Annotated in this window: 18 protein-coding genes; 2 read left to right on the forward strand and 16 right to left on the reverse strand. The window is 63.6% G+C overall.

Features of this window, described 5'->3' with window-relative positions; all coding sequences use genetic code 11:
- From AB3X89_RS31540 to AB3X89_RS31555, 4 genes are all read right to left on the reverse strand, one after another.
- On the reverse strand, positions 1 to 586 hold a 586-nt coding region (locus AB3X89_RS31540), incomplete at its 3' end, for an electron transfer flavoprotein subunit beta/FixA family protein (RefSeq protein WP_368586764.1).
- 236 nt (positions 587 to 822) lie between these two features.
- Positions 823 to 1,620, reverse strand: coding sequence for a MetQ/NlpA family ABC transporter substrate-binding protein (locus AB3X89_RS31545; RefSeq protein WP_368586765.1), 798 nt, complete (start codon positions 1,618 to 1,620; stop codon positions 823 to 825).
- A 48-nt stretch (positions 1,621 to 1,668) separates the two neighbouring features.
- Positions 1,669 to 2,322 carry a methionine ABC transporter permease gene (locus AB3X89_RS31550; RefSeq protein ID WP_008924321.1) on the reverse strand — a complete coding sequence of 218 codons (654 nt, stop codon included), beginning with the start codon at positions 2,320 to 2,322 and terminating at the stop codon, positions 1,669 to 1,671.
- Positions 2,312 to 3,346 carry a methionine ABC transporter ATP-binding protein gene (locus AB3X89_RS31555; RefSeq protein WP_368586766.1) on the reverse strand — a complete coding sequence of 345 codons (1,035 nt, stop codon included), beginning with the start codon at positions 3,344 to 3,346 and terminating at the stop codon, positions 2,312 to 2,314. Before AB3X89_RS31555 ends, AB3X89_RS31550 begins: the two co-directional genes overlap by 11 nt.
- Before the next feature lie 238 nt (positions 3,347 to 3,584).
- Between AB3X89_RS31555 and AB3X89_RS31560 the strand changes: the two genes are divergently transcribed.
- Positions 3,585 to 4,490: a lysophospholipase gene (locus tag AB3X89_RS31560; RefSeq protein WP_368586767.1), complete on the forward strand. Its 906-nt coding sequence runs from the start codon at positions 3,585 to 3,587 to the stop codon at positions 4,488 to 4,490.
- Positions 4,491 to 4,517: 27 nt separating this feature from the next.
- On the opposite strand, the gene AB3X89_RS31565 is transcribed toward AB3X89_RS31560, so the two are convergent.
- Positions 4,518 to 5,327: an enoyl-CoA hydratase gene (locus AB3X89_RS31565; RefSeq protein ID WP_368586768.1), complete on the reverse strand. Its 810-nt coding sequence runs from the start codon at positions 5,325 to 5,327 to the stop codon at positions 4,518 to 4,520.
- 3 nt (positions 5,328 to 5,330) lie between these two features.
- The gene (locus AB3X89_RS31570; protein ID WP_368586769.1) at positions 5,331 to 6,254 is read right to left on the reverse strand and encodes a histone deacetylase family protein; all 924 of its coding nucleotides are present in this window, start codon (positions 6,252 to 6,254) and stop codon (positions 5,331 to 5,333) included.
- A 334-nt stretch (positions 6,255 to 6,588) separates the two neighbouring features.
- Here AB3X89_RS31570 and mltB point away from each other — a divergent pair, with 334 nt between their 5' ends.
- Complete coding sequence (mltB, locus tag AB3X89_RS31575; RefSeq protein ID WP_368586770.1) at positions 6,589 to 7,767, forward strand: lytic murein transglycosylase B; 1,179 nt, start codon at positions 6,589 to 6,591, stop codon at positions 7,765 to 7,767.
- Positions 7,768 to 7,879: 112 nt separating this feature from the next.
- Here mltB and cysM read toward each other — a convergent pair whose 3' ends face one another.
- The 10 genes from cysM to cmk form a co-directional block, all read right to left on the reverse strand.
- Positions 7,880 to 8,782, reverse strand: a complete 903-nt coding sequence (cysM, locus tag AB3X89_RS31580; RefSeq protein ID WP_368586771.1) for a cysteine synthase CysM — start codon at positions 8,780 to 8,782, stop codon at positions 7,880 to 7,882.
- Between the two features lie 238 nt (positions 8,783 to 9,020).
- Complete coding sequence (locus AB3X89_RS31585) at positions 9,021 to 9,395, reverse strand: helix-hairpin-helix domain-containing protein (protein ID WP_026228728.1); 375 nt, start codon at positions 9,393 to 9,395, stop codon at positions 9,021 to 9,023.
- A gap of 78 nt (positions 9,396 to 9,473) precedes the next feature.
- A complete protein-coding gene (gene rfaD / locus AB3X89_RS31590; protein ID WP_368586772.1) occupies positions 9,474 to 10,466 on the reverse strand; it encodes an ADP-glyceromanno-heptose 6-epimerase in 993 nt (330 codons plus the stop codon).
- A 97-nt stretch (positions 10,467 to 10,563) separates the two neighbouring features.
- Positions 10,564 to 11,571: a D-glycero-beta-D-manno-heptose-7-phosphate kinase gene (gene rfaE1 / locus AB3X89_RS31595; RefSeq protein ID WP_368586773.1), complete on the reverse strand. Its 1,008-nt coding sequence runs from the start codon at positions 11,569 to 11,571 to the stop codon at positions 10,564 to 10,566.
- Positions 11,537 to 12,940, reverse strand: a complete 1,404-nt coding sequence (locus tag AB3X89_RS31600; protein ID WP_368586774.1) for a UDP-glucose/GDP-mannose dehydrogenase family protein — start codon at positions 12,938 to 12,940, stop codon at positions 11,537 to 11,539. The genes rfaE1 and AB3X89_RS31600 overlap by 35 nt, the downstream gene beginning before the upstream one ends.
- 126 nt (positions 12,941 to 13,066) lie before the next feature.
- Positions 13,067 to 14,242, reverse strand: coding sequence for a lipopolysaccharide assembly protein LapB (lapB, locus tag AB3X89_RS31605; protein WP_368586775.1), 1,176 nt, complete (start codon positions 14,240 to 14,242; stop codon positions 13,067 to 13,069).
- A 70-nt stretch (positions 14,243 to 14,312) separates the two neighbouring features.
- Positions 14,313 to 14,606, reverse strand: coding sequence for a lipopolysaccharide assembly LapA domain-containing protein (locus AB3X89_RS31610; RefSeq protein ID WP_368586776.1), 294 nt, complete (start codon positions 14,604 to 14,606; stop codon positions 14,313 to 14,315).
- A 298-nt stretch (positions 14,607 to 14,904) separates the two neighbouring features.
- Positions 14,905 to 15,228 carry an integration host factor subunit beta gene (locus AB3X89_RS31615; RefSeq protein WP_006050255.1) on the reverse strand — a complete coding sequence of 108 codons (324 nt, stop codon included), beginning with the start codon at positions 15,226 to 15,228 and terminating at the stop codon, positions 14,905 to 14,907.
- A gap of 21 nt (positions 15,229 to 15,249) precedes the next feature.
- Positions 15,250 to 16,983: a 30S ribosomal protein S1 gene (gene rpsA / locus AB3X89_RS31620; protein WP_008921410.1), complete on the reverse strand. Its 1,734-nt coding sequence runs from the start codon at positions 16,981 to 16,983 to the stop codon at positions 15,250 to 15,252.
- Between the two features lie 162 nt (positions 16,984 to 17,145).
- A complete protein-coding gene (gene cmk, locus AB3X89_RS31625) occupies positions 17,146 to 17,832 on the reverse strand; it encodes a (d)CMP kinase (RefSeq protein WP_368586777.1) in 687 nt (228 codons plus the stop codon).
- Between the last annotated feature and the right edge of the window lie 34 nt (positions 17,833 to 17,866).

Consider the following 17,866-nt stretch of genomic DNA (forward strand, 5'->3'; position numbering starts at 1 on the left):
TCTTGGCCTTCATGATGTTCGGCAGCGTCACGTAGCGCGGCTCGTTCAGGCGCAGATCGGTCGTGACCACGGCCGGCAGCGTCAGCGACAGCGTTTCCGCGCCGCCATCCACTTCGCGCGACACCGTTGCCTTGCCGTCCGCCACGACCACCTTCGACGCGAACGTCGCCTGCGGCAGGTTCGCGAGCGCGGCGAGCATCTGGCCGGTCTGATTCGAGTCGTCGTCGATGGCCTGTTTGCCGAGGATTACCAGCTGCGGCTGTTCCTTGTCGACCAGCGCCTTGAGCAGCTTGGCAACGGCCAGCGGCTGCAGGTCTTCGTTCGATTCGATCAGGATCGCGCGGTCCGCGCCGATTGCGAGCGCGGTGCGCAGCGTTTCCTGCGACTGCGTCACACCGGCCGAGACGGCGATCACCTCGGTCGCGACGCCCGCTTCCTTCAGACGCACGGCTTCTTCAACCGCGATTTCGTCGAACGGATTCATCGACATTTTCACGTTCGCAATATCGACGCCCGTGCCGTCCGATTTCACGCGGACCTTCACGTTGTAGTCGACCACTCTTTTCACTGGCACCAGAATTTTCATGCACACGCTCCAAAGTTACGAATACGTCAACCCGACAAACATTATAGCGACTGCCCTCATGGCAGCCGTGTCGCGGGCGCTTTGCGGAAGGATATCGCTCCTCCGCGGCTTGACGACAATATCGAACGATCGTTCTATTTTAATCTCTAAAAAACCCGGGAGACAACCCCGGGTTCCGACTCCGACCTCTAATTTCGCATTGCCGTCGTGTTCTGCCAGGTCCGTGGACCATCGCATCACCAGGAAGTGATCACCGAGCCGCCGAATTTGCTGTCGACGAACTGCTTCACTTCCGGCGAGTGGTACGCCGCGACGAGCTTCGCGACCCACGGCTTGTTCTTGTCCGCTTCGCGAATCGCGATCACGTTCACGTACGGACCCTTGGGGTCTTCGATGGCGATCGCGTCCTGCTTCGGCTTGAGGCCTGCTTCCATCGCGAAGTTGGTGTTGATCGCGGCGGCATCGACGTCGCCCAGCGAACGCGGAATCTGCGCCGCATCGAGCTCGACGATCTTCAGCCTCTTCGGATTGTCGACGATGTCGAGCGGCGTCGCCTTCAGGCCGGCATCGGCGCGCAGCTTCAGCAAGCCCTGCTTCTGCAGCAACAGAAGCGCGCGGCCGCCGTTGGTCGGGTCGTTCGGCACGGCGATCTTCGCGCCCGGCTGCAGTTCGGCGAGCGACTTCACCTTCTTCGAGTAGATGCCCATCGGGAACGTGACCGTATCGGCGATACGGATCAGCTTGTAGCCACGGTCCTTCACCTGCGCCTGCAAGTACGGGTCGTGCTGATAGCTGTTCGCGTCCAGATCGCCGCTCGCGAGCGCCGCGTTCGGCTGCACGTAATCGGAAAATTCGACGATCTTGATGGTGAGGCCGTTCTTCGCGGCGACCGTCTTCACGACGTCCATGATCTGCGCGTGCGGGCCGCCGGTGACGCCGACCTTGATCGTGTCGTCGGCATGCGCCGCGGTGGTGGCGAAAAGCGTTGCCGCGCCGAGCGCGGCAGCCAGCTTGAGAATGAAGCGACGTTGCATGATGGACCTTTTCCGAATCTCTATTAGCGGGCTTCCGAACGCCCTTGTTTATTTATGGCTCAAACGACGCACGAGCCAATCCCCAAACGACTGCACCAGTTGCACGAACACGATCAGGATCAGCACGACCGCGAGCATCACTTCCGGCAGGAAGCGCTGATAGCCGTAGCGGATGCCGAGGTCGCCAAGACCACCGCCGCCGATCGCGCCCGCCATCGCCGAATAGCCGACCAGCGATACGAACGTGATCGTCAAGCCAGCGACTACGCCCGGCAGCGATTCCGGCAGCAGCACCTTGAAGACGATCTGGCTGGTGGTCGCACCCATCGCCTGGGCCGCCTCGATGAGCCCGCGATCGACCTCGCGCAGCGCCGTCTCGACCAGACGCGCGATGAACGGCGCCGCGGCGATCGTCAGCGGCACGATCGCGGCCGCGGTGCCGATCGACGACCCGACGACGAGCCGCGTAAACGGAATCACCGCGACCAGCAGGATGATGAACGGTGTGGAGCGCACCGCATTGACGATCACGCCCATCACGCGATTCACCGCGACGTTTTCGAGCACGCCCTGGCGGTCGGTCAGATACAGCAGCACGCCGAGCGGAACGCCAACCACGGCGCCAATCAGTCCGGAAATGCCGACCATGATCAGCGTCTCCCAGAACGACTGGACGAACATATCGAACATTTCACTCAACATGCGAGAGCTCCTCCACTACGACACCCTGCTCGCGCAGAAACGTGATCGCCTGCGCGACCTTGGCCGGATCGCCGCCCGCCAGAACCGCGAGCGAGCCGAACGCCTGCCCCTGGATTTCATCGATCTGGCCGTGCAGGATATTGAAGTCGAGTTCGTAGCGGCGAATCGTCTCCGACAGGATTGGCTGATCGACGCCCGAACCGGTGAACGCGAGGCGCAGCAGATGGCCGCTGCCGGTCTTCAGGCGCTGTGCGACGCGCGCCTTCATGGCGGGCGGCAAATCTTGCGCAATCACGTCGCCGATCAGCGCGCGCGTGACTTCGTGGTGCGGTTGCAGGAACACCTCGATCACCTTGCCCTGTTCGACGACGCGGCCCGCGTCGAGCACCGCGACGCGATCGCAGACCTGCTTGATCACGTCCATCTGGTGAGTGATCAGCACGACCGTCAGGTTCAGTTCGCGGTTGATGCGCTTCAGCAGATCAAGAATGGCGCGCGTGGTTTCGGGATCGAGAGCGGAGGTCGCCTCGTCCGACAGCAGCACCTTCGGCTTGCTCGCGAGCGCCCGCGCGATACCCACACGCTGCTTCTGCCCGCCGCTGATCTGCGCCGGATAGCGGTCTTTCTGCGCCGACAGACCGACGAGCTCGAGCAGCGGCAGCACGTTCGCCTCGATTTCGTCGCGCTTCAGGCCGGCCAGTTCGAGCGGCAGCGCGACGTTCTCGTACACGGTGCGCGACGACAACAGATTGAAGTGCTGGAAGATCATGCCGATCTCGCGACGCGCGTCGCGCAGTTGCGCGGCGGGCAGCGTCGTCAGATCGCGGCCGTTGACGAGGATGTTGCCCTCGGATGGGCGCGTCAGCAGGTTGATCGTGCGCACGAGCGTGCTCTTGCCGGCGCCGCTGCGGCCGATGATGCCGAACACCTCGCCCGCCGGAATTGTCAGATTGACGTTGTGCAGCGCCTCGACCCAGCCCCGGGGTCCGGCGAACCGCTGGGAAACATTGCGTATTTCGATCATGGACAAACGAAAACGGCGGAGGCTGCCGGCGAGCGTCGTGCTCCCGACAAGCGGCCGCCGTTTCTTTTATTGGGATTTAAGGTTGACATTCTACAGCAGCGGCGACATACCGTTTAATAATCAATTCCGATCTTTTCATAACCACAGGGCATTAGAGCCGCGTGTTATGCACAAAGCTCGCGCGCATCGCGCCGCTGCGACTATGATCGGGCCACCCCCTTCCGCACAGGCTGCCGCCATGCAGACTTCCCCGAGCCACACCGTGCGCGCGAGCGCCGGCAGTCTTAATAAAGACGCGCCGCAGCGCGCGTCGGTCACGACCGGCGATGGCATCGAGTTGCCACTGTATCGCTGGCAGCCGAACGGGCCGATACGGGCGACGGTCGCGCTGCTGCACGGTCTCGCCGAGCATGCCGGCCGTTACGCGGCCGTAGCGGACCGGCTCAACGCGGCGGGCATCGAACTCGTCGCGATCGATCTGCGCGGCCACGGCCACGCGCCCGGCAGGCGCGTTTATGTGAAACGCTTCGACGACTACCTGCTCGATGCGCAGGCGCTGCTCGACGCCGCCGCGCAAAGCTGCGCGCCGCTATTCCTGATGGGTCACAGCATGGGTGGCGCGGTGGCCGCGCTGTACGCGATCGAACGTCTCGACGCGAGCGGGCGGCGCCTGAGTGGTCTGATCCTGTCGAGCCCCGCGCTTGCGCCGGGGCGCGACGTGCCGAAATGGATGCTCGCGCTGAGCCAGGTGATCAGCCGCGTCTATCCGGGCTTCCCGGCGATGAAGATCGACCCGGCGCTGCTGTCGCGCCTTCAGCCGGTGGTCAAAGCCAATCTCAACGATCCGCTCGTGCATCACGACGCGATTCCGGCGCGCACGGGCGCCGAGCTGCTGCTCGCGATGGCGCGCATCGAACGTGGCCGCGCGGGGCTGCGCATGCCGCTGCTCGTGTTTCATGGCACCGAAGACAAATTGACCGAGCCCGACGGCAGCCGCGCGTTCGGCGAGCACGCGGGCTCGCCTGACAAGACGCTCACGCTGCACGAGGGCAGCTATCACGAGACGATGAACGACCTCGACCGCGATCGGGTGATCGCGGCGTTGGTCGATTGGATCGAAAGACGGTCGGTGGGACGAAGTTGAAAAGATGCGGCGCCGGCTAGCCGTCGGCTAGCGCTTCCATTCCGGCGCGCGTTTGTCGATGAAAGCCTGCACGCCTTCGAGCGCCGAGTCGTCCATCATGTTGCAGGCCATCGTCTGCCCGGCGAGCTGGTACGCGGCCTCGATGCCCATTTCGAGCTGGCGGTAGAACAGGCCCTTGCCCGCGCTGACCGCTTCGACCGGCTTCGCGCAGATGCTCGCGGCGAGCCGCGCGACTTCGTCGTCGAGCGCATCGGCTGGGGCGACGCGGTTCAGGAGCCCCTGCTTGCGGGCTTCGGCAGCGTCGATGAAATCGCCGGTCAGCAGCATTTCGAGCGCGGCCTTGCGCGACAGGTTGCGCGACAGCGGCACCGATGGTGTCGCACAGAATAATCCGAGGTTCACGCCCGAAACGGCGAAGCGCGCGGTATCGGCGGCGACCGCGAGATCGCACATGGCGACGAGCTGGCAGCCGGCCGCGGTCGCGATGCCGTGCACGCGCGCGATCACCGGCTGCGGCATACGCTGGATGGTCAGCATTAGCTTCGTGCAGCGCGCGAACAGCTGCTGGTAGTACGCGAGCGACGGCGCCGCGCGCATTTCCTTCAGATCGTGCCCCGCGCAGAACGCGCGGCCCGCGCCGGCGATCACGACCACGCGAGCATCGGTCTTCGCGATGTCGGTCAGCGTCTGCTGAAGCTCTTCGAGCAGCGCTTCGGACAGCGCGTTGAACGCATCGGGCCGGTTCATCGTTACGCGCACGACGCCCGGTACCTGATACGCGTCGCGTTCGATCGTGACCAGCGACGCGTCGCCGCTATTGACGGGGTTGACTTTCATGGCTCAGATCTCGGCGAGCGAGCGCACGTGCGCGACCACGCTGCGCCCGAGCGCCGACAGGTTGTAGCCGCCCTCGAGACAACTGACGATGCGCCCGCGCGCATAGCGCCGCGCGATCTCGCACACCTGGCCCGTAATCCACGCGTAATCGTCTTCGACGAGGCCCATGTTGCCGAGGTCGTCCTCGCGATGCGCGTCGAAGCCGGCCGAGATGAACAGCATCTCCGGCCTGAACTCGTGCAGGCGCGGCAACCACAGCATATGGACCGCTTCGCGCACGGCCATGCCGTTCGAGCGTGCCGGCATCGGCACGTTGCACATGTTGGACGCCTGATTGTCGGCGCCGGTGAACGGATAGAACGGGTGCTGAAAGATGCTGCACATCAGCACGCGCGGGTCGCCCGCGAATGCGGCCTCGGTACCGTTGCCGTGATGCACGTCGAAGTCGATGATGGCGACCCGCGCGAGACCATGCACGTCGAGCGCGTGGCGGGCGGCGATCGCGACGTTGTTGAAGAAGCAGAAGCCCATCGCGCGCGCCGGCTCCGCGTGATGGCCGGGCGGGCGCACGCTGCAGAACGCGTTGTCGTAGCGGCCTTCGATCACCGCGTCGGTGGCGGCGACCGCCGCGCCCGCCGCGCGCAACGCGGCCCGCAACGTGTGCGGATTCATCGTCGTGTCGGGATCGATTTCGGCGACGCCCTCGAGCGGCGAGCGACCGCGGATGTAGTCGACGTGCGCCTGCGTGTGCACGCGCAGCAGCGCGGCCTCGTCGACGAGCGGCGCCGGCTCGCGCTCGATCAACGCGTCGATGCGGCTCGCGATCAGCTGATCCTCGATCGCCTGCAGCCGCGCGGGGCACTCGGGATGCCACTGTCCCATGTCGTGCAGCAGACAGTCGGGGTGGGAATAGAAACCTGTTGCCATAGTTCGTGTTGTGCGTCTCTTCTACGGCGCGGCGCATCAACTGCGCGCGCGGCGTGTCTCCGTCGAGCGGCGCGCGCCCCCGCGCGCCTACATTCGTCAAGTTACCACACGACGCCGCTGTCGCCGATTCAGCACGGTTTTGCGGGAGCCGTCGGGTATACTTCCCCGACCCGTTATTCGCCGTTTCGTTCCTGCCGCTTTCCGACTGCTTCCAGCCTTTCACGCATCGCGCTCACTGCTCACCATGACCGTCAAGCTTGCTCTGTCCGCAGGATCCCCACGCAACCGGCTTCGCCTCAACACCCTCGCCGCCTCACTGACCGTCGCATCGTGCATGTTTATCGCAGCAAATCCCGCGAGCGCACAAAGCGCCGCGCGCAAAGCCTCGGTGCAGCTCGCGCAGAGCCAGCCGCAACAGCCGGTACCGCAAGGGCAAACGTTTGAGGAAGAGATCATTCCGCAGCGCTATGCGAACAACGCGAACGTCGATGCGTTCATCAACGAGATGGTCGCGCGCTACGATTTCGACGAAGCGTCGCTGCACGCGTTGTTCGACAGCGTCAGCTACTCGGCGACCGCGGTGAAGCTGGTCACGCCGTCGCTGACTCCGTCGGTCAAGAACTGGCGCTCGTATCAGGCGCGCTTCCTCGACCCGGTGCGCATCAACGCCGGCGTGCAGTTCTGGCGCGAGAACCGGGCCACGCTGCAGCGCGCGTATCAGGAGTTCGGCGTGCCGCCGGAGATGGTCGTCGGCATCATCGGCGTCGAGACGATCTACGGGCGCTACATGGGTAATTTCCGCGTGCTCGATGCGCTGACCACGCTGAGCTTCGACTATCCGAACACCGCGAATCGGGCGGACCGCCAGGCGACCTTCCGCAAGAATCTCGAAGACTACCTGGTGTGGACGCGCGATGCGCAGATCGACCCGAACACGGTGCTCGGCTCGTACACGGGCGCGATCGGCATTCCGCAGTTCCTGCCGAGCAGCATCGTCCAGTACGCGGTCGACTACGAGGGCAACAAGCACATCGATCTGCGCACGAGTGATGCCGACGCGATCGGCAGCGTCGCGAACTATCTGCGCCAGAACGGCTGGGAAAGCGGCCGGCCGGTGGTATGGCGAATCGGCTCGGACGCGGGCAGCCTCGGTGTCGCGCAGGCGGCGGCCACTGGGCAGCCGGAGCCGCACTGGCCGCTCGACCAGTTGCTGCGCGCCGGCCTCGTGCTGAACGAGCCGAACGTCGACATTGCTTCCGAAGCGGGTACGCCGGTCACGGTGGTCGATCTGCCGACGCCGGGGCGCGGCACCGAGTTCGTGCTCGGCCTGAAGAACTTCTACGTGCTCACCCGCTACAACCGCAGCTTCTTCTATGCGCTCGCGGTGTATCAGCTCGGTCAGAAGGTCAAGGCGCAGATGGAAGCGATCGACACGGCGAATGCCGCGAAAGCGGCCAACAATGGCGGCGCGTCGCAAGGTGGGGCGGATCAGTCGAACTCGAATTCGCAGTGAGTGGCACCGCGAGTCGCCGTGTGCACCTCGCGTTGAAAGACGCAAAAGAAGCGCCGGCTCGACCGGCGCTTTTTATTGGCTCGTGCGCACCCGAAGGCGCCCGCCGACCCGCTTACGCGGGAAATACCCCCGTGGACAGATACCGGTCGCCGCGATCGCAGACGATGAAAACGATGGTCGCGTTCTCGACCTGACGCGCGATGCGAAGTGCGACTTCGCACGCACCACCCGACGAAATGCCCGCAAAGATGCCTTCGACCGATGCCAGGCGGCGCGCCATTGCCTCGGCCGCGGATTGGCTGACATTCTCCACACGGTCGACGCGGCTACGGTCGAAGATTTTCGGCAGATACGCTTCCGGCCACTTGCGAATACCCGGAATACGCGAGCCCTCTTCCGGCTGCGCGCCGATGATTTCGATCTGCTGATTCTGCGTTTTCAGATACGTGGATACGCCCATGATCGTGCCGGTCGTGCCCATCGACGACACGAAGTGCGTGATGCGTCCTTCCGTGTCACGCCAGATTTCCGGGCCGGTGCCTTCGATGTGAGAAGCCGGATTGTCCGGGTTCGCGAACTGATCGAGGATGATGCCCTTGCCTTCGCGCTGCATCTGCTCCGCGAGATCGCGCGCGTACTCCATGCCGCCTTTGACCGGCGTCAGAATGATTTCCGCACCGTAGGCGGCCATGCTCTGACGGCGCTCCACCGACAGATCTTCCGGCATGATGAGCACCATCTTGTAGCCGCGGACCGCCGCTGCCATTGCGAGTGCAATGCCGGTATTGCCGCTGGTCGATTCGATCAGCTTGTCGCCCGGCTTGATGCGCCCGCGCGCCTCGGCCTTCTTGATCATCGACAATGCCGGACGGTCCTTCACCGAACCCGCCGGATTGTTGCCCTCGAGCTTCGCGAGGATCACATTGTTGCGGCTGCGGATCTCGTCGTCTGGAAGCCGGACGAGTTGTACGAGCGGCGTGTTGCCGACCGTGTCTTCAATCGTTTTGTATGCCATATGGGGTCTAGCGATCGATGCGCGAAAGAGTGTCTTTAATCCATCGATTCTAAACCACGATCTCCGGCGCTGCCCTGCAGCCCTTCTGTCCGCATGGATGCATGCCGCTTGCTGCGCAAAAAGCCCGCGGCTGCGAGCCGCGGGACGTGATGTGTGCAAATCGAAGCAATGGGATGTTCGCGGACCCTGCGCGCCGCAAGCCGCTCGTCAGCATCGCACGCGCAAGGCTCGCGGCCGCTTACTTCTTCACCGCCACTGCGGCGGCGCCCTTCTGCGCGGCGGCGGGCGCGGCCGCAGCGGCCGGCTCCTTGCCCGCTGCAGCTGCCGCAACCTGCGTGCTAGCAGCCGCGCCAGCCGGTCCGACAGCGAGACCCTCCGCCTGCAGGCGCTCGATGGTGTGCCCGCCCATGCCCTTGACGCGCTTGCCGAGATCGGCCGCGTCCTTGAACGGGCCGTGCGCATTACGTTCGTCGACGATCGCTTTGGCTTTTGCCGGACCGATGCCCTTGATGCCGCGCAGCGCGTCTTCGTTAGCCGTGTTGACGTCGACCGCCGCATACGCGTGGCCGAAAGCGGCGAGCATCGCCGCGGTAACCAGTACTTTTCGAAACATATTGGAATCTCCCTGTTGCCACTGGCCGGCGACCATCACCGGCCAGGAGATTCCAGTTTAAAGAGGACGGCGTACTAATTACACCTGGCCGAACAGCCAACGCACGTAACGATCGACACCTTCCTGAACGCTCAGAAACGGCGCGTCGTAGCCGGCCGCGCGCAGCTTCGACTGATCGGCCTGCGTGAAGCACTGATACTTGCCGCGCAGCGCGTCGGGGAACGGAATGTATTCGATCAGCCCGCGTTGCACCTGATCCGCGAGCGACAGCGCCGGCTCGTTGTTCAGCGCGCGCAGCGTGTTGACCACGGTGCTCGCGATGTCGTTGAACGGCTGTGCGCGGCCGGTGCCGAGATTGAAAATGCCGGACTTTTCCGGATGATCGAAGAAGAACAGATTGACCTTGACGACGTCTTCGACGGAGATGAAATCGCGTGTCTGCTCACCGGCCGCATAGCCGTTGTATTCGCCGAACAGCTTGACCTTGCCCTCGGCGCGGAACTGGTTGAAGTTGTGAAACGCGACCGATGCCATGCGCGCCTTATGCGTTTCGCGCGGACCGTACACGTTGAAATAGCGGAAGCCCACGATCTGGCTTTTGGCCGTGGGCAGCACGCGGCGAATCACCTGGTCGAACAGGAACTTCGAATAACCGTACACGTTGAGCGGCTGCTCGACCTCGCGCTCCTCGACGAAGCGGCTCGAACCGCCATACGTCGCTGCCGACGACGCATACAGGAACTGGACGTCCTGCGCGAGGCAGATGTCGAGCACGTCGCGGCTATAGCGGTAGTTGTTGTCCATCATGTAGCGGCCGTCGGTTTCCATCGTGTCCGAGCAGGCGCCTTCGTGGAAGATCGCGCGCACTTTGCCGAAGTCGCCGCGCCTGAAGCGCTCGACGAATTCGGTTTTGTCGAGATAGTCGTCGATTTCGCAGTCGACCAGATTCCTGAACTTGTCCGCGCGCGTGAGGTTGTCGACCGCGATGATGCGTCGTTCGCCGCGCTCGTTGAGCGCCTTCACGAGATTGCTGCCGATAAAACCGGCCGCGCCGGTGACGATGACGGTCATGATGATCCTGCCGTAGTGAGCTTTGTAGTGAGCTTCGTTCAGTCAACGCCGCGCGGGGTTCGCTGGTCCGTCGGACGACGGCGCCCCGCGGGCTGCATCAGGAGAAGAGTTCGTCGTAGTCGACGGTGGCGGTGCCCAGTTTGCCGACCACGATGCCGGCCGCGCGATTCGCGAGTCCGACCGCGTCGACCAGCGAAAGACCCGCGCCGAGCATCGCGGCAAGCGTCGCGATCACGGTGTCGCCCGCGCCCGAGACATCATACACTTCGCGTGCAACGGCCGACGCGTGCAGGATGCCATCGTCGGCGAAGAGTGTCATGCCCTCCTCTGAGCGCGTCAGCAGCAGCGCCTTGAACTGGAGTTCGGCACGCAGCTTCGTGACGCGCGCGATCAGGTCTTCCTCGGACTTCCATTGTCCGACGACCTCGCGCAATTCCGCGCGATTCGGCGTGATCAGCGTCGCGCCGCGATAGCGCTCCCAGTCGTCGCCCTTCGGATCGACGAGCACCGGTTTGCCAGCCGCGTGCGCCTTCGCGATCATTTGCGTGACGTGCGTGAGGCCGCCCTTCGCGTAGTCGGACATCAGGATCACGTCGTGCGACGGCAGCAGCTCGTCGAAACGCGCAAGCCCAGCGAGCAGCACTTCATGCGCCGGCGAGTTTTCGAAATCGACGCGCAGCAATTGCTGCTGACGCGACAGCACGCGCAGCTTGATCGTCGTCAGCAAGGCCGGATCGCGTTCGAGATGCGGCGTCACGCCGCTTTCGTCGAGCAGCTGCACGATGCGCTCGCCGGGTTCGTCGTGACCGACCACGCACAGCAGACCCGCTTGCGCGCCGAGCGCGACCGCGTTGCGCGCGACGTTCGCCGCGCCGCCCAAGCGATCTTCCTGGCGCTGCACGTGCACGACCGGCACGGGTGCCTCCGGAGAGATGCGGTTGACGTCGCCGAACCAGTATCGGTCGAGCATCACGTCGCCGACCACCAGCACGCGCGCCGCGTTGAGCTGCCCGCGCGGCACGACCGTGAGCTTCTGCGCCGTGGTGGACGCGGGCGCCGCGGGCATGGCCTCAGGCATCGGCCGGAAGGTCAGAGGGTTGGGCATAGGGGCGTCCAATAGCGTGGTAGTCGATCCCGAGCTCGATCATCGCGTCCGGCTCGTATAGATTGCGGCCGTCGAAAATCAGCGGTGTCTTCAGCACCGATTTCAGGTGCCCGAAATCAGGACTCTTGAACTCCTTCCATTCGGTCACGATGACGAGCGCGTCGGCGCCGGTCAGCGTTTCGTCCTGAGTGTTCGTGAACGTGAGACGTGCGAGTTGCTCGGGCGCCGCATGCAGATCCATCGCGAAGACGCGCTGCGCCTCGGTCACGGCGACCGGATCGTACGCGCGCACGTTCGCGCCGCGCGCGAGCAGCTCGCCGATCACGCGACGGCTCGGCGCCTCGCGCATGTCGTCCGTATTCGGCTTGAACGCGAGGCCCCACACCGCGAACGTGCGGCCGCTCAGATCCTCGCCGAGCTTTGCGGCGATCTTGTTCACGAGCACGTCCTTCTGCTGGTCGTTCACTTCCTCGACCGCCTCGAGAATGCGCAAGTTGTGGCCGCTCTCGCTCGCGGTGCGGATCAGCGCCTGCACGTCCTTCGGGAAGCAGGAGCCGCCGTAGCCGCAGCCCGCGTACAGGAAGTGATAGCCGATGCGCGGATCGGAACCGATGCCGCGGCGCACCGCCTCGATGTCGGCGCCGACCTTGTCGGCGAGATTCGACATCTCGTTCATGAACGAGATGCGCGTGGCGAGCATCGCGTTGGCCGCGTACTTGGTGAACTCGGCCGAGCGCACGTCCATGTACAGCGTGCGTTCGTGATTGCGGTTGAACGGCGCGTACAGACGCTTCATCATTTCGCGCGCGCGTGCGCCCGCTTCGTCTTCGTCGATACCGATCACGATACGGTCGGGGCGCATGAAGTCGTCGACGGCCGCCCCTTCCTTCAGGAACTCGGGGTTCGACACGACCGAGAAGCGATGCTGCGCGCTGCCGGCGAGCCCGCGCTTCGCGAGTTCTTCGTTGATCACGGCGCGCACGCGTTGTGCGGTGCCGACCGGCACCGTCGATTTGTCGACGATCACCTTGAAGCCGTTCATCGTGCGGCCGATGTTGCGTGCGGCTTCCAGCACGTATTGCAGGTCGGCGGAGCCGTCTTCGTCGGGCGGCGTGCCGACCGCGATGAACTGCACGTCGCCGTGCGCGACGCTCGCCGCGACATCGGTCGAGAACGTGATGCGGCCGGCCGCGCGCGTGCGGGCGATCATCTCCTGCAAGCCCGGTTCGTGAATCGGCACGCCGCCTTTGTTGAGGATGTCGATCTTGCGCTGATCGACGTCGAGACAGAAGACGTCGTTGCCGATTTCGGCGAGACACGCGCCGGTGACAAGGCCCACATAGCCGGTGCCGATAATGGTGATTTTCATACGCTGTCCGGTAGATGGTTCCGGTGATGAATGCCGCTCATGAGGCCGGCGATAAACTCGTTGCGAAATTCGCGGGGCGCTTGCGCGGCAATCAACGCCGACGCGGCCACAGCCGCCCGTGCGGCGTCAGTTCGACGCGGCAATCGGCTCGACGCGGCGCGGCGCATAGGTTTCCCAACCGCTGCATCCCGGGCACTGCCAGTAGAAAAGCCGGGCCCTGAAACCACAATTCTGGCACGTATAGCGTGGCAGATTTTTGGTGCGCTGGCGGATCAGTGTGCGCATCAGTTCGAGCTCGCTGCGTCGCGGCTCTTCGGCAACGGCCTGCTGCGCTTCGAGCAGACGCGTCATGCCGGCCAGATTCGGCGACTTCTGCATCTGCGTGCGGGCGAGCGCATGCGCAGCATCGGCGCCGCGCAGCGACGCGACGTGCTGATACGCAACGTCGAGCAGATCGTTGCTCGGATGACGATCGACCCACGTGGTTAGCAGATCGGCGCCCTCGTGCGCGCGGCCGAGCGCTTCATACGCCTTCATGATCTTCTCGGCGACGAGCGGAAGATACGCGGGGTTCTGCTCCTCCACGCGGCGCCATTGCCCGATCGCCGCTTCCGGCGCGCCGCCGGCCGCGTCGACATCGCCGAACAGGATCGTCGCACGCACGTTGGTCGGGCTCGCCTGCAGCGCGAGGCTGAGCTGATGACGCGCTTCGTCCGGCTTCTTCTGCTGCAGCGCTTCCTGCGCAAGTTCGCAGTGGAACTGTGCGATTTCCTTGTCGAGCGACGGTGCGCCCATCGTTTCGAGGTGCCGCGCAGTATCGATCGACTTGACCCAGTCCTTCTCGATCTCGTAGATCGTCAACAGCGCGCGTTGAGCACCCAGTGCGTAATCGCCCGCCTGCAGCGAGCGGAAAGTTTCTTCGGCACGGTCGAGCAGACCCGCTTTCAGGAAGTCCTGGCCGAGTTCGTACAGCGCGTGATCGCGCTCGTTGACCGGCAGGTCCGCGCGGCTCAGCAGATTTTGATGCACGCGAATCGCGCGGTCAGTTTCACCGCGCCGACGGAACAGATTGCCGAGCGCGAAATGCAATTCGACGGTTTCAGGGTCGAGCTTGACGACTTCGATGAATGCGTCGATCGCCTGGTCGGGCTGCTCGTTGAGCAGAAAGTTCAGACCGCGAAAATACGACCGCGGCAGGTTGGCGCTTTCGGACAGCAGCGTCTTGAGGTCGTAGCGCGCCGCCATCCAGCCGAACGCGAACGCGACGGGTATGACCAGCAGCCACCAGAAGTCTAGATCCATGCGATTAATGCAAATGTGCGGAAAAGCGAAAACGAAAAGCCGCGTTCAGAGCCGCGCGGCGCAAGACAGCTCAGATTAGCGGCGGCATCGGCGGCTGCTCTACCACGGCGGGAGTTTCGCGCGCCACGCGCAATTCCCGCCTGAGCCGGCCGTTCTCCATGCGCAGACGCACGACGGCCGGCATCGCCGACACGAGCCCCGCGAGCAAGCCGATCACGAAAAACGCGAGGCCGATCAGAATCAGAGGCGCCGACCAGACGTAGCCGGCGAGGAAATTCAGCGTAGCGGGTTGCGTGTTGGAGAGCGCGAGCACGAGCAGCAGCACGAACACCAGCACACGTAGCAGCCAGACGATAAATTTCATGAGTAGATCTCTTCACGGCAGTTGCGGGGGGACGCCGGCTTGATGACGCGTCGCGCCACGGTGTTGCCCGCGCCGAAGTGACCCGTATTGTAATGGATGCCCTTGCGGCTGGGCAGCAAGTGACGGGATGCAGGACTTACGGGCAATTCGCGAAATGCAAAAGGCCGCAGCGGAAGGCGCCACTTCTCAAATGATGGACGAAAAAAAAGCGCCCGAAGGCGCTTTTCCTGGTCTTTTGCCTACTGGCTTTGGCCGCTGACGCTAGCTATGCCACGCTGCAAGACACACAGCGGAGTCATTAAAGGTCGTCATCCGGCTCCTCGGCCTTCAGCGGCTCGCCCGCGCGACGATCCACCCGCTCGCGCAATTCCTTGCCCGGCTTGAAGTGCGGTACGTACTTCTCCGGTACCAGCACCTTCTCGCCCGACTTCGGATTGCGTCCGACGCGGGAGGGACGGCGGTTGAGGCCGAAGCTGCCGAAGCCACGAATTTCGATGCGATGACCTTTGGCGAGCGCCTCCGACATCGCATCAAGCATCGTCTTCACCGCGAAATCCGCATCCTTGAGAACAAGTTGCGGAAATCGCGTAGCCAGCTGGGCGACCAATTCCGATTTGGTCATACTGCAGCAGACCTCTCAGGCTTACTGGTTCTGGCCGTCGAGCTTGGCCTTCAGCAGCGCGCCGAGGTTCGTCGTGCCGGTAGCAGCTGCGCTCGAATCCGAAGCAGCGAGACCGCGGATGGCTTCCTGCTGCTCAGCCGAATCCTTCGCCTTGATCGACAGGTTGATGCCGCGCGACTTGCGATCGATGTTGATGATCATCGCGTTGACCTTGTCGCCTTCCTTCAGCACGTTGCGAGCGTCTTCCACGCGGTCTTGGGCGATTTCCGAAGCACGCAGGTAGCCTTCGACTTCACCCGACAGCTGGACAACAGCACCCTTCGCGTCGACCGACTTGACGGTACCGTCGACGACCGAACCCTTGTCGTTCATTGCAACGTAGTTGCTGAACGGGTCGCCTTCGAGCTGCTTGATACCCAGCGAAATACGTTCCTTCTCGACGTCGATGCCGAGAACGATCGCTTCCACTTCGTCGCCCTTCTTGTACTTGCGAACGGCTTCCTCGCCGGTTTCGCTCCACGACAGATCCGACAGGTGAACCAGACCGTCGATGCCGCCCGGCAGACCGATGAACACGCCGAAGTCGGTGATCGACTTGATGGCGCCGCTGATCTTGTCGCCCTTCTTGAAGTTGCGGCTGAAGTCGTCCCACGGGTTCGGCTTGCACTGCTTCATGCCGAGGCTGATACGGCGGCGGTCTTCGTCGATTTCGAGAACCATGACTTCGACTTCGTCGCCCAGCTGGACCACCTTCGACGGAGCAACGTTCTTGTTGGTCCAGTCCATTTCCGACACGTGAACGAGGCCTTCGATGCCCGATTCCACTTCGACGAATGCGCCGTAGTCGGTGATGTTGGTGACCTTACCGAACAGACGCGTGCCCGACGGGTAACGGCGCGAGATGCCTTCCCACGGATCGTCGCCCAGTTGCTTGATACCGAGCGAAACGCGGTTCTTTTCCTGGTCGAACTTGAGGATCTTCGCGGTGACTTCCTGGCCAACCGACAGAACTTCGCTCGGGTGACGCACGCGACGCCATGCGATGTCGGTGATGTGCAGCAGGCCGTCGATACCGCCGAGGTCCACGAACGCGCCGTAGTCGGTGATGTTCTTGACCACGCCTTCGACGATCGCGCCTTCCTTCAGCGTTTCGAGCAGCTTCGCGCGCTCTTCGCCTTGCGTTGCCTCAATGACAGCGCGGCGCGACAGCACGACGTTGTTACGCTTGCGGTCGAGCTTGATGACGCGGAATTCGAGGGTCTTGCCTTCGTACGGGGTCGTGTCCTTGACGGGACGCGTATCAACCAGCGAACCCGGCAGGAACGCGCGGATGCCGTTGACCATCACAGTCATACCGCCCTTGACCTTGCCCGTAATCGTGCCGGTCACGAGTTCGTTGTTGTCCAGCGCCTTTTCCAGCGACAGCCACGAAGCCAGACGCTTCGCCTTGTCACGCGACAGGATGGTGTCGCCATAGCCGTTCTCCAGCGCGTCGATCGCGACGGAAACGAAGTCGCCCGCCTGCACTTCTACCTCGCCCGCGTCGTTCAGGAACTCTTCGAGCGGGATGTAGGCTTCGGACTTCAGACCAGCGTTCACGACCACGAAGTTGTGGTCGACACGCACGACTTCGGCGGAGATCACTTCGCCAGCGCGCATGTCCTGCTTGGTCAGCGACTCTTCGAACAGAGCCGCAAAAGATTCGGTATTCGGGGTAGAGGTTTGCAGGTCGGACATAAAAATCAGAGTTTGCATGGTCTTCGCAACGCCTGGCTCACCGGATCGGTCAGCAACTGCGGCAAATACGCGAACGCCACGCGGGGTTAAAGGGTTAAAAACAACGCTTCGCGACCATCGCGAGGCACCTACCAACAACGGGACTGCCGCTGCTGGCCACTTTTGCGCGACCGTTTTCAGTTACGCATGTGGGACCAGCGCTTCATACCATTGCACCACCTGCTCGACCGCCTGGTCGACCGACAATGCGGAGGTATCAAGCAGCTTTGCATCCGCCGCGGGCTTGAGCGGCGCGGCTGCGCGCTGACTGTCACGCTCGTCGCGCTCACGCAAATCCCGGAGCAAGTCATCTATATTAGCAGAAAATCCTTTTTGGATCAATTGCTTATGCCGGCGCATCGCGCGGGCCTCGACGCTCGCGGTCATGAACACCTTCAGCGCGGCGTCCTGGAAGATCACAGTGCCCATGTCGCGGCCGTCGGCGACCAGCCCCGGTTCCTTGCGAAACGCCCGCTGGCGCGCCACCAGCGCGGTTCGCACCGGCGCGTGCACGGCGATTGCCGAGGCGCGGCTGCCCACATCCTCGGCGCGGATTTCCGTCGATACATCGACCCCGTCCAGCTGCGCGAGCCCCTCGCGAAACGTGATGTGGAGGTCGTCGATCAGTTTGACAAGTGCGTCGACGTCGTCCGCTGCAATGCCATAGCGCAGGCTCGCGAGCGCAGCGAGCCGATACAGCGCGCCGCTGTCGAGCAGGTGAAAGCCGAGGTTGGCGGCCACCATCGCGGCCACTGTGCCTTTGCCGGAGGCGCTAGGGCCGTCGATCGCAATGACGGGCGTCTGGTGAAAGGGACGGGTCGGTTTCATCTAAAAATGTCGCACATCGGGGATTGCACGCAAA

This window comes from Paraburkholderia sp. BR14320 (assembly GCF_040948665.1).
GTDB lineage: Bacteria > Pseudomonadota > Gammaproteobacteria > Burkholderiales > Burkholderiaceae > Paraburkholderia > Paraburkholderia youngii.

What these genes read in the sequence shown, in the direction of transcription:
- AB3X89_RS31545 (WP_368586765.1), bottom strand. Translation starts at nt 1,620, where the DNA reads ATGCAACGTCGCTTCATTCTCAAGCTGGCTGCCGCGCTCGGCGCGGCA.
- AB3X89_RS31550 (WP_008924321.1), bottom strand. Translation starts at nt 2,322, where the DNA reads ATGTTGAGTGAAATGTTCGATATGTTCGTCCAGTCGTTCTGGGAGACG.
- AB3X89_RS31555 (WP_368586766.1), bottom strand. Translation starts at nt 3,346, where the DNA reads ATGATCGAAATACGCAATGTTTCCCAGCGGTTCGCCGGACCCCGGGGC.
- AB3X89_RS31560 (WP_368586767.1), top strand. Translation starts at nt 3,585, where the DNA reads ATGCAGACTTCCCCGAGCCACACCGTGCGCGCGAGCGCCGGCAGTCTT.
- AB3X89_RS31565 (WP_368586768.1), bottom strand. Translation starts at nt 5,327, where the DNA reads ATGAAAGTCAACCCCGTCAATAGCGGCGACGCGTCGCTGGTCACGATC.
- AB3X89_RS31570 (WP_368586769.1), bottom strand. Translation starts at nt 6,254, where the DNA reads ATGGCAACAGGTTTCTATTCCCACCCCGACTGTCTGCTGCACGACATG.
- mltB (WP_368586770.1), top strand. Translation starts at nt 6,589, where the DNA reads ATGTTTATCGCAGCAAATCCCGCGAGCGCACAAAGCGCCGCGCGCAAA.
- cysM (WP_368586771.1), bottom strand. Translation starts at nt 8,782, where the DNA reads ATGGCATACAAAACGATTGAAGACACGGTCGGCAACACGCCGCTCGTA.
- AB3X89_RS31585 (WP_026228728.1), bottom strand. Translation starts at nt 9,395, where the DNA reads ATGTTTCGAAAAGTACTGGTTACCGCGGCGATGCTCGCCGCTTTCGGC.
- rfaD (WP_368586772.1), bottom strand. Translation starts at nt 10,466, where the DNA reads ATGACCGTCATCGTCACCGGCGCGGCCGGTTTTATCGGCAGCAATCTC.
- rfaE1 (WP_368586773.1), bottom strand. Translation starts at nt 11,571, where the DNA reads ATGCCCAACCCTCTGACCTTCCGGCCGATGCCTGAGGCCATGCCCGCG.
- AB3X89_RS31600 (WP_368586774.1), bottom strand. Translation starts at nt 12,940, where the DNA reads ATGAAAATCACCATTATCGGCACCGGCTATGTGGGCCTTGTCACCGGC.
- lapB (WP_368586775.1), bottom strand. Translation starts at nt 14,242, where the DNA reads ATGGATCTAGACTTCTGGTGGCTGCTGGTCATACCCGTCGCGTTCGCG.
- AB3X89_RS31610 (WP_368586776.1), bottom strand. Translation starts at nt 14,606, where the DNA reads ATGAAATTTATCGTCTGGCTGCTACGTGTGCTGGTGTTCGTGCTGCTG.
- AB3X89_RS31615 (WP_006050255.1), bottom strand. Translation starts at nt 15,228, where the DNA reads ATGACCAAATCGGAATTGGTCGCCCAGCTGGCTACGCGATTTCCGCAA.
- rpsA (WP_008921410.1), bottom strand. Translation starts at nt 16,983, where the DNA reads ATGCAAACTCTGATTTTTATGTCCGACCTGCAAACCTCTACCCCGAAT.
- cmk (WP_368586777.1), bottom strand. Translation starts at nt 17,832, where the DNA reads ATGAAACCGACCCGTCCCTTTCACCAGACGCCCGTCATTGCGATCGAC.